The 13,701-nt window shown below is 76.3% G+C and carries 15 protein-coding genes; 6 read left to right on the top strand and 9 right to left on the bottom strand.

Annotation, left to right across the window (positions count from 1 at the left end):
• The 4 genes from ACI79X_RS18520 to ACI79X_RS18505 all read right to left on the bottom strand — a co-directional run.
• Positions 1-461: hemerythrin domain-containing protein (locus ACI79X_RS18520; protein ID WP_457026886.1), on the bottom strand; the 461-nt coding region annotated here is incomplete at its 3' end.
• Positions 462-616: 155 nt separating this feature from the next.
• Positions 617-1,315, bottom strand: a complete 699-nt coding sequence (locus ACI79X_RS18515; protein WP_457026885.1) for a serine aminopeptidase domain-containing protein — start codon at positions 1,313-1,315, stop codon at positions 617-619.
• Positions 1,312-1,518, bottom strand: a complete 207-nt coding sequence (locus tag ACI79X_RS18510) for a hypothetical protein (protein WP_457026884.1) — start codon at positions 1,516-1,518, stop codon at positions 1,312-1,314. The genes ACI79X_RS18515 and ACI79X_RS18510 overlap by 4 nt, the downstream gene beginning before the upstream one ends.
• A 29-nt stretch (positions 1,519-1,547) precedes the next feature.
• The gene (locus ACI79X_RS18505; RefSeq protein WP_457026883.1) at positions 1,548-2,570 is read right to left on the bottom strand and encodes an NADP-dependent oxidoreductase; all 1,023 of its coding nucleotides are present in this window, start codon (positions 2,568-2,570) and stop codon (positions 1,548-1,550) included.
• Positions 2,571-2,694: 124 nt separating this feature from the next.
• Between ACI79X_RS18505 and ACI79X_RS18500 the strand changes: the two genes are divergently transcribed.
• From ACI79X_RS18500 to ACI79X_RS18485, 4 genes are all read left to right on the top strand, one after another.
• On the top strand, positions 2,695-3,603 hold the full coding sequence (locus ACI79X_RS18500; RefSeq protein ID WP_457026882.1) for a haloalkane dehalogenase: 909 nt from the start codon (positions 2,695-2,697) through the stop codon (positions 3,601-3,603).
• Positions 3,600-4,721, top strand: coding sequence for a class I SAM-dependent methyltransferase (locus tag ACI79X_RS18495; protein ID WP_457026881.1), 1,122 nt, complete (start codon positions 3,600-3,602; stop codon positions 4,719-4,721). The genes ACI79X_RS18500 and ACI79X_RS18495 overlap by 4 nt, the downstream gene beginning before the upstream one ends.
• Before the next feature lie 53 nt (positions 4,722-4,774).
• Positions 4,775-5,857, top strand: a complete 1,083-nt coding sequence (locus ACI79X_RS18490; RefSeq protein WP_457026880.1) for a class I SAM-dependent methyltransferase — start codon at positions 4,775-4,777, stop codon at positions 5,855-5,857.
• An 86-nt stretch (positions 5,858-5,943) separates the two neighbouring features.
• On the top strand, positions 5,944-7,524 hold the full coding sequence (locus ACI79X_RS18485; RefSeq protein ID WP_457026879.1) for a methyl-accepting chemotaxis protein: 1,581 nt from the start codon (positions 5,944-5,946) through the stop codon (positions 7,522-7,524).
• On the opposite strand, the gene ACI79X_RS18480 is transcribed toward ACI79X_RS18485, so the two are convergent.
• Both ACI79X_RS18480 and ACI79X_RS18475 read right to left on the bottom strand, forming a co-directional pair.
• Positions 7,518-7,964 (bottom strand): GNAT family N-acetyltransferase, encoded by a 447-nt coding sequence (locus ACI79X_RS18480; protein WP_457026878.1) that lies wholly within the window; start codon positions 7,962-7,964, stop codon positions 7,518-7,520. The two genes, ACI79X_RS18485 and ACI79X_RS18480, sit on opposite strands and share 7 nt — an antisense overlap.
• Positions 7,964-8,458 (bottom strand): phosphoribosyltransferase, encoded by a 495-nt coding sequence (locus ACI79X_RS18475; RefSeq protein WP_457026877.1) that lies wholly within the window; start codon positions 8,456-8,458, stop codon positions 7,964-7,966. The genes ACI79X_RS18480 and ACI79X_RS18475 overlap by 1 nt, the downstream gene beginning before the upstream one ends.
• 174 nt (positions 8,459-8,632) lie before the next feature.
• Between ACI79X_RS18475 and ACI79X_RS18470 the strand changes: the two genes are divergently transcribed.
• Positions 8,633-10,219, top strand: a complete 1,587-nt coding sequence (locus tag ACI79X_RS18470) for a methyl-accepting chemotaxis protein (protein WP_457026876.1) — start codon at positions 8,633-8,635, stop codon at positions 10,217-10,219.
• A gap of 62 nt (positions 10,220-10,281) precedes the next feature.
• On the opposite strand, the gene pucL is transcribed toward ACI79X_RS18470, so the two are convergent.
• From pucL to uraD, 3 genes are read right to left on the bottom strand one after another with little or no spacing between them, the layout of a single operon-like run.
• Complete coding sequence (gene pucL, locus ACI79X_RS18465) at positions 10,282-11,187, bottom strand: factor-independent urate hydroxylase (RefSeq protein WP_457026875.1); 906 nt, start codon at positions 11,185-11,187, stop codon at positions 10,282-10,284.
• A 55-nt stretch (positions 11,188-11,242) separates the two neighbouring features.
• Positions 11,243-11,560 (bottom strand): hydroxyisourate hydrolase, encoded by a 318-nt coding sequence (uraH, locus tag ACI79X_RS18460; protein WP_457026874.1) that lies wholly within the window; start codon positions 11,558-11,560, stop codon positions 11,243-11,245.
• Positions 11,557-12,054 carry a 2-oxo-4-hydroxy-4-carboxy-5-ureidoimidazoline decarboxylase gene (uraD, locus tag ACI79X_RS18455; RefSeq protein ID WP_457026873.1) on the bottom strand — a complete coding sequence of 166 codons (498 nt, stop codon included), beginning with the start codon at positions 12,052-12,054 and terminating at the stop codon, positions 11,557-11,559. Before uraD ends, uraH begins: the two co-directional genes overlap by 4 nt.
• 9 nt (positions 12,055-12,063) lie before the next feature.
• Between uraD and aceB the strand changes: the two genes are divergently transcribed.
• A complete protein-coding gene (gene aceB / locus ACI79X_RS18450; protein ID WP_457026872.1) occupies positions 12,064-13,671 on the top strand; it encodes a malate synthase A in 1,608 nt (535 codons plus the stop codon).
• Positions 13,672-13,701: the final 30 nt, after the last annotated feature.

Here is a 13,701-nt window from a genome sequence, read left to right as displayed (position 1 = left end):
CCCGGCAGGCGGACTGGAGGTCCGAGGAGGCCGCCCGCCGCGTCGGGGAGCGGGTCGAGCGCGGCGGTGATCCGGCGCTCCTCGAAGGAGAAGTGCGACTCGGCCATCGCGGCGAGGCCGTCGAGCTCGCCGGCCAGCCGCGGGGAGCTGCCCGAGGCGGCGAGCTCGCCGGCCAGCTCCTCCACGCGGGCGAGGATGCCGGAGATCCACACGTGGTCCTCGGCCATCTTCTCCAGCACCGGCGCGAGCTCGGGGAACCGCTCGGCGAGCAGCGGGAAGACGGCGGCGTCCTCGCCGGTGTGGTGGGCGGTGAGCGCGGCGCAGAACGCCAGGCAGTGGGCGGGCAGCGTGCGGCGCGCGTCGGCGGGCGCGCCGCCGGCCGCGGCCGCCTGCAGGGCGCGCAGGTCGGCGCGGAGGGTGTCGTGCACACGGCGCAGCTGGGCGCCGACGGGATGGGTCATGCGGGGTCCTGTCCAGGAGGTCGAGCGGGGGGAGGGGGAGGACAGGACGACGGGGCGGGCCGCGGGCCCGCCGCGGGCTCACCCGGCGGCCGGGGACCCGTTCCGTGCGCGGCGCGAGGCCGACCCGGCAGTCACGCGGGGCAGGCTAGCGGGGCTCACAGCGGGACGGCCAGCCCCTCCGGCGACGGCGCGGCGAGGGCCGCGCGGACGTCCTCGCGCCACGGCGCGAGCCCCGACCCGGCCAGCACGACGTCGCGCACCAGCCCGTGCCACCGGCCGACGGCGCGCACCATCCCGTGCCCACCGGGCAGGGTGAACCGCGCGACCCGGGTGCCGGCCCGCTGCGCGCGGACGGCGAACTCCGCGGACAGGCGCGCGGGCACCCAGCGGTCGCCGCGGCCGTGCGCGAGGACGACGGTGCGCCCGCGCAGGTGGCCCACCGGCTCGCCCGGCGGCGTCCAGGGCGCGAGCCCGCAGACGGCGGTGACCGACGGGTCGTCGCCGGCGCGCAGCACCGCCCGGCCGCCCATCGAGTGCCCGACCAGCACGACCGGGACCTCGCCGTGCCGCTCGCGCACCCGGTCCAGCGCCCAGCGGACGTCGGCGTGCGCGTCGGCGGCGGCCCCGTTCCAGCCGGCCACCCGGTAGCGGACGAGGTAGGTCTCCACGCCCCGCGCGGCCGCCGCCCGGGAGACGGCCTCCTGGATGGCGCGCATCCGCACCAGCGACAGCGCCCGCTCCCGCGGCGGCTCGACGCTGGCCACCGTGCCGCCGTGCGCGAACACGGCGACCGCGCGGGTGGGCGCGGTCGCCGCGAGGTGCTCGAGGGCGGGGACCCGGGCGGCGGTGGTCACCGGCGCCGTCGGCCGCCGCCGCGCAGCCGGGCCCGCGCCCGGTCGCCGAGGTCGCCGGCCTGCAGCAGGGCCCGGCTCAGCGGGGTCGAGCCCCCGCGGCGCTCGAGGGCCTGCCCCACGCGGCGCAGCAGGCCGGTGGCCAGGGGGACGACGACGGTCACGACGAGCCAGACGCGCAGGCGCCGGGTCAGGAACAGCCACATGCCCGGCCCCTTCCCGGCGCCGCCCGACCTCAATCCGGGTCGGGCGCCAGCCGGACGACCATCTTCCCCGTGTTGGCCCCCCTCAGGAGGTCGAGGAAGGCGGGGACGGCGTTCTCCAGGCCCTCGTACACGGTCTCGCGGACGACGAGCTCGCCGGAGCGGATCCACCCCGACACCGTCTCGGCGAACTCGCGGTACAGGTCGGGATGGTCGCTGACGAGCAGCCCGGAGACGGCGAGCCGCTTGCTGATCATCAGCGAGCTGAAGTTCACCGGCCCGGGCACCGCCTCGGTGGCGTTGTAGTTCGAGATCGAGCCGCAGATGACGGCGCGGCCGTGCACGTGCAGCGCGCCGAGCGCGGCGTCGAGGTGCTCGCCGCCGACGTTGTCGAAGAAGACGTCGATGCCGTCGGGCGCGGCCTGCGCGAGGAGGTCCCTCACCCGCCCGTCGTGGTAGTCGAAGGCGGCGGTGAAGCCGATCTCGCGCAGCCAGGCCACCTTCTCCGGCGTGCCGGCGCTGCCGATCACCGCGGACGCGCCGCGCAGCCGCGCGAACTGGCCGACCGCGCTGCCCACCGCCCCGGCCGCGCCGGAGACGAAGACGGCGTCGCCCTCGCGGAAGGCGCCCACCCGGAACAGGCCGGCGTAGGCCGTGTGCCCGGGCATGCCGAGGATCCCCAGCGAGTAGGTGAGCGGCAGGTCGCCGGGAGGCGGCAGCTGCCGCACCTGGCGGGCGTCGAGGACGGCGACGTCGCGCCAGGCGGCGTCGGTGAGCACCAGCGCGCCCTCGGGCACGTCGGGGGAGCGGGACTCGACCACCCGGCCGACGGCGCCGCCCCTCATCACCTCGCCGACCTCCCACGGCGCGGCGTAGGAGGGGCCCAGGCGCATCCGCCCGCGCATGTACGGGTCGACCGACATGGCGACCATCCGCACGACCACCTGGCCCTCGGCCGGGTCCGGGTGCTCGACCTCGACCAGCGCGAAGTCGTCGGGCGTCGGCTCGCCGTGGGGCCGGGCGGCGAGGTGCCACTCGCGGGCGTGGATCGGCACGGGCGCTCCCTGCGTCGTCGGATGGGGGTGCGGGACCGATCCTGCCCTCATGGCATAGGAAGCTCTACGCACGTCCTGGGCGCCAGGACGCGGGGAGAGCTTCCAATGCCTCGGGAGGTCGGGAATGGACGTCGTCCGCACGCCGGAGGAGCGGTTCGCCGCGCTGCCGGGCTTCCCGTACCCGCCCACGTACGTGACGTTCGACGCCGGCGACGGCACGATGCTGCGGGTCGCCGTGGTCGACGTCGGGCCGGCCGACGGCGAGGTCGTCGTCCTGCTGCACGGCGAGCCGTCCTGGTCCTTCCTCTGGCGGCACGTGATCCCGGAGCTCACCGCCGCGGGCCTGCGCGTCGTCGCCCCCGACCTGGTCGGCTTCGGCCGCTCCGACAAGCCCACCGACCCGGCCGCCTACAGCTACGCGGCGCACGTCGAGTGGATGCGGCGGACGCTGTTCGAGGGCCTCGGCCTGGTCGGGGTCACGCTGGTCGGCCAGGACTGGGGCGGGCTCGTCGGCCTGCGCCTGGTGGCCGAGCACCCCGACCGGTTCGCCCGCGTCGTCGTCGCCAACACCGGCCTGCCCACCGGCGACGCCCCGATGAGCGAGGCGTTCCTCGCCTGGCAGCGCTTCGCCGCCACCGCCGACGCGTTCGACGTCGGCCGGGTCGTCGCCAACGGCACCGTCACCCCGCTGCCGCCCGAGGTGGTCGCCGCCTACGACGCGCCGTTCCCCGACGAGGCGTCGAAGGCCGGCGCCCGGGTCTTCCCCAGCCTGGTCCCCACCGCGCCCGACGACCCCGCCGCGGCCGCCAACCGGGCCGCCTGGGAGGTCCTGGCGCGCTGGGAGAGGCCGTTCCTCACCGCGTTCTCCGACTCCGACCCGATCACCGGCGGCGGCGACCGCGTCTTCCAGCGGCTGGTGCCCGGCGCGCAGGGCATGCCGCACACGACCCTCCGCGGCGGCGGGCACTTCCTCCAGGAGGACGTCGGCGCCGAGCTCGGCCGCGTGGTCGCCTCCTTCGTCGCCGCCACGTGACCCTGGACGAGCTGTTCGCCCGTCTCGGCCGCGAACCCGACGTCGAGGCACCCGACCTGGTCGCCGTCGACGCCACCGACCGGCTGCTGCTGGACACCGCGCGCGACACCGCGCCGGGCCTCGCGGAGCAGCGGGTGGTCGTCGTCGACGACGCGTACGGCGCGCTCACCCTCGGCGCGGTCGCGGCCGGCGCCCGCGACGTCCGGGTGCACCAGGACCTGCTGGTCGGCGAGCAGGCGCTGGCCCGCAACGCCGGTCGCACCGGCCTGACCGGCACGTACGGGTCCCGGCCGCTGACCGCGGAGCTGTTCGACGGCGCCACGCTGGTCCTGGCCAAGGCGCCCAAGGCCCTCGACGCGCTGCGCGAGCTCACCGAGCTGGCCGCCGCCGCGGCCGACCCCGCCGTCACCGTGCTGGTCGGCGGCCGGGTCAAGCACATGACGCACGCGATGAACGACGTGCTCGGCACCGGCTTCACCGAGGTGTCGGCGTCGCTGGCGCGGCAGAAGTCGCGGCTGCTGGTGGCCCGCGGGCCGCGGCCCGGCGTCCGCCCCTCCTTCCCCCGGTGCCGGCACGACGCCGCCCTCGGCCTGGACGTGTGCGCGCACGGCGCGGCCTTCGCCGGCACCCGGGTCGACGACGGCACCCGGCTGCTGCTCGGCGCCCTCGACGGCGCCGCCCCGGACGCCCGCAGCGCCGTCGACCTCGGCTGCGGCACCGGCGTGCTCGCCGCCGTCCTCGCCCGCTCCCGGCCGGAGCTGGCGGTCACCGCCACCGACCAGTCCGCGGCCGCCGTCGCGTCCGCCCGGGCCACCCTGGCGCGCGCCGGCCTCGAACGGGTGCGGGTGCTGCGCGACGACGCCGCCGCCACCCTGCCCGAGGGCAGCGCCGACCTCGTCGTCTGCAACCCGCCCTTCCACCTCGGGGCCGCGGTGGTCACCGCGGCCGCCGACCGGCTGTTCACCGCCGCGGCGCGGGTGCTGCGTCCCGGCGGGGAGCTGTGGGCGGTCTGGAACAACCGGCTGCCGCACCGGGCGGCGCTGCGGCGCGTGGTCGGGCCCACACGGACGGCCGCGCACGACCGCCGGTTCACCGTCTCGGTGTCCACCCGGCGCTGAGCGGGGACGCGGGCCCTGGACCGGCCGCCGCGGGCGGGCCACGGTACGGGGGCATGACGACGTCCCTCCCCGGCCCCGAGGCGCTGTCCGAGCGGCTCGTCGCCTCCGTCACCGCAGCCCTCGAGGTGGCCGCGGTCGAGCTCGGCCGCCGGCTCGGCTGGTACCGCGCCCTCGAGGGCGCGCCGGCGACCGCCGCGCAGCTCGCCGAGCGCACCGGCACCGACCCGCGTTACGCCCGGGAGTGGCTCGAGCAGCAGGCCGTCGCGGGCGTCCTCGCCGTCGACGACCCGGCGGCCGGGCCCGCCGAGCGCTGCTACGCGCTGCCGCCCGGCTACGGCGCCGTGCTGGTCGACGAGCTCGACCCGCTCTACACCGTCCCGCTGGCCTGGGCGGCCATGGCCTTCGTCCGGAACGTCCCGCGGCTGGAGGAGGTCTACCGCGACGGAACCGGTCTGGGCTGGGCGGAGATGGGTGCCGACGCCCGGGAGGCCCAGGCCGCGGCCAACCGCCCGTTCTTCGCCGGGCCGCTGGGCTCGGAGGTGCTGCCCGCGCTGCCCGCCGTCGACGCCGCACTGCGGGCCGGTGGCCGGGTCGCCGACGTCGGGTGCGGGCTCGGGTGGTCCTCGATCGGCATGGCGACCGCCTACCCCGCCGCCCGCGTGGACGGGTTCGACGTGGACGGGCCCTCGATCGAGCGGGCCCGCGCCGCGGCGGAGGCCGCCGGGGTGGCCGACCGGGTCACCTTCGCGGTGGCCGACGTCGCCGCCCTCGCCGAGCAGGACGGCGGCTACGACCTCGTGACGGCGTTCGAGTGCGTGCACGACCTCGCCGACCCGGTGGGCGTGCTGGCCGCGGTGCGCCGGCTGGTCGGGCCGGAGGGGACGGTCCTGGTGGCCGACGAGAAGGTCGCCGAGACGTTCACGGCCCCGGGCGGCGACGTCGACCGGCTCATGTACGGCTACAGCCTCACCTGCTGCCTGCCCGACGGGTTGTCCACCCGGCCCTCGGCGGGGACCGGGACCGTCATGCGCCCGGCGACGCTCGCGGGGTACGCCCGGGACGCGGGCTTCGCGGGCGTCGACGTGCTGCCGGTCGAGCACGACTTCTTCCGCTTCTACCGGCTGCGGCTGCGCTGAGCTGCGGCATCTCCGCTGTAGTCGCTCCAGCGGATGCCGATGCACCTCGTGACGGTGCCCGCCGTCCCACCCGCGAGGAGGCCTCCGTGCGCCGCTCCTGGTCCGACCGCCCGCTCGGCGTCAAGCTCGCCGCGCTCGTCGCCGTCGGGGCGCTGGCGCTGGCCGCCTTCGCGGTCCTCACCGTCTCGGCGCTGCGCGGCACCGGGGAGCGCACCGACGTCCTGCTGGTCACCACGCGGGCCACCGGCCAGGCGCTGGAGGCGGACATGATGCACGACGCCGTCCGCGGCGACGTGCTGCAGGCGCTGCTCACCGGCACCGGCGACCAGTACACCGGCGCGGTCGCCGACCTGGCCGCGCACGACGCCACCTTCCGCGAGGTGCTGGCCGCCGTCGGCTCCTCCGGCCTGGGCGGCGACGTCGCGGCCGCCGTCGACGGGGTCACGCCGGAGGTCGAGGCCTACCTCGCCAGCGCCGACCGCATCGTCACCCTGGCCGGCCGGGACCCGGCCGCCGCCCGCGCCGCCTATCCCGAGTTCGCGGCCGCCTTCGCCGTGCTCGAGGACGACCTGCCGGCCGTGGGGGAGGCCGTGCACGCGCAGGCCGACGCCGCCGCGCGGGCCAGCGCCGGGCAGCGGGACACCGCCGTCACCCTCGCCGTCGTCGTCGCCCTCACCGGCGTGCTGGTGCTCGCCGCGCTCGGCTGGGCGGTGACCCGCTCGGTGGTGGGGCCGCTGCGCCGGGTGGCCGCCGTCGTGGCCGGCATGGCCGACGGCGACCTGCGCGGCGGCAGCGGCGTCGCCAGCGGCGACGAGGTCGGGCGGATGGCGGTCGCGCTGGAGTCCGCGCTGGCCGACGTGCGCGGCGTCGTCGCCGCGATCGGCGACGGCTCGGCCACGCTCGCCGCCGCCACCGAGCAGCTGTCGGCCAGCGCCACGGACATGGCCCGGCTGGCCGACCGCTCGTCCACCCGCAGCGGCGTCGTCGCGACCGCCGCCGGGGAGGTGTCGACGACGGTCTCCACCGTCGCCGCGGGCTCGCAGCAGATGGGGGCGAGCATCCGCGAGATCGCGCAGAACGCCGCCGAGGTGGCGCGGGTGGCCGGTGAGGCCGTCGCGGTCGCCGGCGAGACGACGGCCTCGGTCGCGCGGCTCGGCACGTCCTCGGCCGAGATCGCCGACGTCGTCCGGGTCATCACCGGGATCGCGGAGCAGACCAACCTGCTGGCGCTCAACGCCACGATCGAGGCGGCCCGGGCCGGCGAGGCGGGCAAGGGGTTCGCCGTGGTGGCCACCGAGGTCAAGGAACTGGCGCAGGAGACCGCGCGGGCCACCGAGGACATCGCGCGGCGCGTCCAGGCCATCCAGGCCGACACCGACGGCGCGGTCCGGGCGATCGGGGAGATCACCTCGGTCATCTCCGTCATCGACCGCTCGCAGGGGACCATCGCCGCCGCCGTCGAGGAGCAGACCGCGACGACGGCCGAGATGGACCGCAACGTGGCGGCGGCGGCCGGGTCGGCCGAGCTCATCGCCGCGAACATCGCCGAGGTCGCGGGTGCGGCGGGCGCGACGACGCAGGCGATGGGCGACGCCCGGGCCGCCATCGAGGAGGTGGCCCGGATGGCCGCGGGGCTCGCGTCGTCGGTGGCGCGCTTCCGCTACTGAGAGGGATGGAGGGCGAGCGCCAGGACCGGCTCGTCGTCGGCCGTCTCGCCGGTGCGGACGGAGCCGGGCGAGCGGTGGAACGGCTCCGGGCCGCCGTCGGCGTCGACGACGCCCACCCGCAGCTCCGGCACACCCTGCCCCCGCACGTACGCGGCCACCTGCTCGACCACCTGCCGGCCGATCCCCCGGCCCTGCGCGGAGGCGTCGACCATCAGCCGCCACAGCACGTGCCCGAGCTCCTCGGGGGAGTCCCGGAGCATCACGAACCCGACGAGCCGCCCGTCCGAGCGCACGGCCCGGCACCACGCCTGCGGGTACACGTACGCCTCGGCGATCGAGACGGCGTCGGGCGCCACCAGGTGCTCCTGGCGGGGCGCGACGCGCAGGTCGCACACCGCCCGCACGTTCTCCGGGGTGAGCGGCTCCAGCTCGACCGGCATCAGTGCGGCGGGCGGGCGCTGCGGGTGCGCACCGGGGGCTGCGAGGACCACGGGAAGTCGATCCACGCGTCGGTGCGGCGCCACACGTAGTCGCACCTCACGAGTGACCGGGACTTCTCGTAGACGACCGCCGTCCGCACGTCGGAGACGTAGCCGGCGCAGAAGTCGCGGACCAGCTCCAGCGTCTTGCCGGTGTCGGCGACGTCGTCGGCCACGAGCACCCGCGCGCCGGTCAGGTCGACGGCGTCCAGCGTCGGCGGCAGCACCACCGGCAGCTCCAGCCGCTCGTCGACGCCGGTGTAGAACTCGACGTTCATCACGAACAGGTTCTTGACGTCGAGCGCGTAGCCGAGCGCCCCGCCGAGGAACAGCCCGCCGCGGGCGATCGACAGGATCAGGTCGGGCTCGAACCCGTCGTCGGCCACCTGCTGCGCCAGCTCGCGGGCCGCGGTGCCGAACAGCTCGTAGGTCAGGACCTCGCGCTCGTCGCTCACGGGTGCCACCTCAGCAGAAGCCCGGCGGAGCCGGCCACACGGACCACGCCGCACCGGTCGACATGGCGAGCGGCCGGGGACGCTCACCGGTCTTTCTCAGATCTCCGCTCAACGCCGTCCGGGTGTGGGCGAAGTCTCCCCAGACGGACGGCACCGCGGACACGAGGAGCAGGGATGACGGGACGGCTGCGCGGACTCCGGGTGAGCACCCGGTTGCTCGCGCTGGTGCTGACGGCGGTCGTGGGCATGGCCACGGTCGCGGTCATCGGCGCACTGGCCGTGCGCGACACGATCGAGGAGGAGCAGCGCGCCCAGGCGCGCACGGCGGTGGAGACCGCCCTCGGCACCGTGGCCGCCTACGGCGCGCAGGAGGCCGCCGGGGTGCTCACCCGGGAGCAGGCGCAGGCCGCGGCGATGGACGCCGTGCGGGAGCTGCGCTACGCCGGGGAGGAGTACTTCTGGATCAACGACATGACGCCGACGATGGTCATGCACCCGATCAAGCCCGAGCTCGACGGCACCGACCTGTCCCGGAACCGGGACCCCGACGGCAAGGCGCTGTTCGTGGAGATGGTCGAGGTCGTCGCCCGGGACGGCAGCGGCTTCGTGGACTACATGTGGCCCCGGCCGGGCGAGGAGGACCCGCAGCCCAAGATCTCCTACGTCGCGGGCTACGAGCAGTGGGACTGGGTGATCGGCTCGGGCCTCTACGTGGAGGACCTCGACGGCGCCGTCCGCAGCGAGCTGGCCTCGATGGCGCTGTGGTCGGCGCCGGTGCTGCTCGCCATCGTCGCCCTCTCGCTGCTCGTCTCGCGCAGCATCACGCGCCCCCTGCGGGAGATGACGGAGGTCCTCGGGACCGCGAGTCTCCGCCAGCGCCTGGCGACGGGGGGCACCGGCAACGAGTTCGACCGGCTCGGTGCGGCGGTCAACGACACCCTGGACCGGGTCGCGGGGGTCGTCGCCGAGGTCGGCGCGGCCTCGAGCGCGCTCGAGCGCTCCGCCCGGGCGCTGTCGTCGACCAGCGAGGCCATCGCCGGGACGACCGAGCGCTCGACCGAGCAGGCGGGCAGCGCCACCGCCGCGGCGACCGAGGTGAGCGCAGGCATCGAGGCGGTGGCCGCCGGTGCCGAGCAGATGGGCGCCTCCATCCGGGAGATCGCGCACAACGCCGCGGAGGCCGCCCGCATCGCCGGGACCGCCGTCGCCGCCGCGGAGAGCGCCAACGTGACCGTGGCCGAGCTCGGGTCGTCCTCGGAGGAGATCGCCACCGTCGTCAAGACCATCACCAGCATCGCGGAACAGACCAACCTGCTGGCGCTCAACGCCACCATCGAGGCGGCCCGGGCCGGCGAGGCGGGCAAGGGGTTCGCCGTGGTGGCCAACGAGGTCAAGGAACTGGCGCAGGAGACCGCGCGGGCCACCGAGGACATCGCCCGACGGGTGGAGGCCATCCAGGGCGGCACGCGGGGTGCCGTGCAGGCCATCGGCAGCATCGCCGCGGTCATCGCGCAGATCGACGGCATCCAGACGACGATCGCTGCGGCCGTGGAGGAGCAGACCGCCACGACCAACGAGATGAGCCGGTCGATCGGCGAGGCCGCACGCAGCGGGAAGGCCGTCGCGGCCTCCGTCGGCGACGTCGCCTCGGCGACCCGTGAGACGGACGCCGGCCTCAGCGGGGTGCGTGCGGCCGCCGCGGACCTGGTGGGCACGTCCCGCGAGCTGCAGGAGGCCATCGCCGCCTTCACCGCGGGCTGAGCACTGCCCGTCCTGCCGGGGCCGTCGCGACCGGACGGCCCCGGCGGGGCCCGGGTGCCGCCTCAGCAGAAGCCGGGCGTGCCCAGCCACGCGACCTCCGCCGGGGGCGCGTCGTCGCGCAGCACCGTGCCCTCGATGAGCCCGTAGGGCCGGTCGTCGGCGTGGTAGACGAGCACGTCGTCCTCGCCGGGGGTGTTGGTCAGGCCGTAGGCGGAGAGGTCCTGCAGGAAGTGGTGCCGGTTGGGCATCGACATCCGCACCTCGGCGACGTCGGGGAACCGCTCGAGCACCGCCTCGCCCATCGCGTACAGCGTCTGCTGCAGGGCGAGGGAGTGCGTGGCGGCGAAGGTCTCGAGCAGCGTGGTCCGGACGCCGTGGAAGTGGGCGTCCCAGTCGAGCTCGGCGGAGGTGTGGCGCCAGCGGGCGGTGACGGCGGTGGCGAGGACGCGGTCGCGGGTCTCGGCCAGGGTCGTGTAGCGGTCGCGCGGGTAGCCCCGGAACTCCGAGCCGGTGGTCTTGAGGACGACGAGGTCGGTCAGGCCGGCGAGCACGTGCGCCTCGTCCCCGTCCACGGTGACCACCGCGGTCCGCACCTCCCCGCCGGGCCGGCGGAACGCGTGGTCGTGCGGCTGCCCGCCGACGGCGATCCGCGCCCACCCGTACGACTCGACGGCGACCCGCGCGCCGGTGATCCAGTCGTAGGAGCCGGCGAGGTGCCGGGCCAGCCGCAGGCCGAACGCCTCCGGCGAGCCGACGCCGTCGCGGGCGAAGGCGAACACGGTGTTCTTCTGCGCGTCGGTGGTCAGGACGTGCGCGTTGTCGCCCTCCGTGTGCGCGGCGGTGAAGTCGCCGCGCAGGCTGGTGCTCACGTTCAGGTCGACGAGCTCGTGCCGGGGGGAGCCGCGGTCGACCGCGACCACGCGGACCTCCGCCTTCCCGTACTGGTTGGGTCCGAGCACGATCGCCATGCCGCGCAGCCTGCCGCACTCCGGTTGCGCCGGTGTTGCACGTGGAACCGCGCGCCTAGCTCCCGCGGTAGGTCGAGTAGGCGAACGGCGAGAGCAGCAGCGGCACGTGGTGGTGGGCGGCGGGCTCGGTGACGGCGAAGGTCAGCGTCACCTCCGGCCAGAAGGCCGCCGTCCCCCGCGCCTCGAACCAGGCGCCGGTGGCGAACACCAGCCGGTGCGGGCCGGCCGCGGTCGCGTCCCCGGTGAGCCGGCAGCGGCCGTCGTCGTCGGTGAGGCCCTCGGCGACGACGTCGTCCCCGGCGAGCAGGCGGACGGCGACCCCGGCGGCCGGCCGCCCGGCGACCGCGTCCAGCACGTGCGTCGACACGCTCACGACACGAGCTCCCGCACCCGCAGCTCGGTGATCTGGGCGAGCTGCTCGACCACCTCGGCCCGCTCGGCGTCCTCGTCGTTGTCCAGCCGCCGGCGCAGCTCGGCGAGCATCTCCTCCGGCGAGCGCCCGGCCGCGCGGATCAGGTAGACGTGGCCGAACCGCTCCTCGTAGGCGCGGTTGCCCTCGACGATGGCGGCGCGGGTGTCGTCGTCGGCCCCGCCCATCGCGCCCTGCTCCCGGCGGGAGGCCTCCGCCTCGGCCGAGGACCCCTCCACCCGGTCGCCGATCCGCGGGTGCGTGGCGAGTGCCAGCTGCACCTCGTCCCACGGCAGCGACCGCGCCACCTCGCCGGCACGGCGGACGAGGGTGTCGGCGTCGGGGAACGGGCGGCCGGCGACCAGGCCGGCGGCGAAGCGGGGCGCGGCGTTGCAGCCGCGCAGCGCCTCCACGGCGGCGTCGGCGGGCCCGTTGTTGAACTCGTCGAGGCGGGACACGGTGACAGGATGGCAGCCCGGCCGGCCGAGCAGAGGGTGCAGCGGATGAGCGACGTGCGCGTGGAGGGGCCCGACGTCGAGCGGTCGGAGGAGGTGCTCACCCCCGAGGCGCTGGAGTTCGTCGCCGACCTGCAGCGCCGCTTCGGCCCCCAGCGCGACGCCCTGCTGGCAGCGCGCGCCACCCGCCGCGCCGAGATCGCCGCCGCCCGGTGGCTGGACTTCCGCCCCGAGACCGCGGAGATCCGCGACGGCGACTGGCGGGTGCCCCCGCCGCCGCCCGGCCTGGTCGACCGCCGCGTGGAGATCACCGGGCCGACCGAGCCGAAGATGGCGGTCAACGCGCTCAACTGCGGCGCCGACGTGTGGCTCGCCGACCTGGAGGACGCCAACACCCCGCACTGGCGCAACGTCGTCACCGGGCAGCTCGTGCTGCGCGACGCCGTCCGCCGGACGCTGGCGTTCACCACCCCGGAGGGCCGGGAGTACCGGCTGCGCGAGGACGGCGACCTGCCCACGATCGTGCCCCGCCCGCGCGGCTGGCACCTGCCCGAGCGGCACCTGCTGGTCGACGGGCAGCCGGCCGTGGGCGCCCTGGTCGACGCCGGGCTGTACCTGTTCCACAACGCCGCCGAGCAGCTGGCGCGCGGCAGCGGGCCGTACCTCTACCTGCCGAAGATGGAGGGCCACCTGGAGGCCGGGCTGTGGAAGCTCGTCCTCGACGCCGCCGAGCAGGCGCTCGGGATCCCCGAGGGTTCGATCCGCGCCACGATGCTGATCGAGACCATCCCGGCCGCGTTCGAGATGGAGGAGATGCTGCACGCGCTGGGCAGCCACGCCACCGGCCTCAACGCCGGCCGCTGGGACTACCTGTTCAGCGTCATCAAGGTCTTCCGCGAGGCGGGGCCGGACTTCGTGCTGCCCGACCGCGCCGCGGTCACCATGACCGCGCCGATGATGCGGGCCTACACCGACCAGCTCGTCGCCGTCTGCCACCGCCGCGGCGCCATGGCCATCGGCGGGATGGCCGCGGCCATCCCCTCGCGGCGCGACGCGGAGGCCAACGAGCGGGCGCTGGCGAAGGTCCGCGAGGACAAGACCCGGGAGGCCGGCGACGGGTTCGACGGCTCCTGGGTGGCCCACCCCGACCTGGTGCCGGTCTGCCGCGAGGCCTTCGACGCCGTCCTCGGCGACCGGCCCAACCAGCTCGACCGGCAGCGCCCCGAGGTGGCGGTGACCGCGGCGCAGCTGCTCGACGTCGCCGGCGTCCCGGGCGGGCGCACGATGGCCGGACTGCGCGCCAACGTGGAGGTGGCGGTCCGCTACCTGGCGGCGTGGCTGGGCGGCAACGGCGCCGTCGGCATCCACGGCCTCATGGAGGACGCCGCCACCGCCGAGATCAGCCGCTCGCAGGTATGGCAGTGGGTGCACGCCGGCGTGGAGCTCGACACCGGCGAGACGGTGACCGGGGAGCTGGTGCGCCGCGTCGTCGCCGAGGAGGTGGCCGGGATCGGTGAGCTGCCGCGCCTGGAGGACGCCCGACGGCTGTTCGAGCAGGTCGCGCTGGCCGAGGACTTCCCGGACTTCCTGACCCTGCCCGCCTACGAGCTCGTCGACTGAGGGAGGACCCCCGTGCCCCCCACCACTCGC

The organism is Geodermatophilus sp. SYSU D01119 (assembly GCF_054049975.1).
The sequence above is the reverse complement of the archived record's forward strand: the minus strand, read 5'-3'. Positions and strand labels throughout refer to the sequence as shown.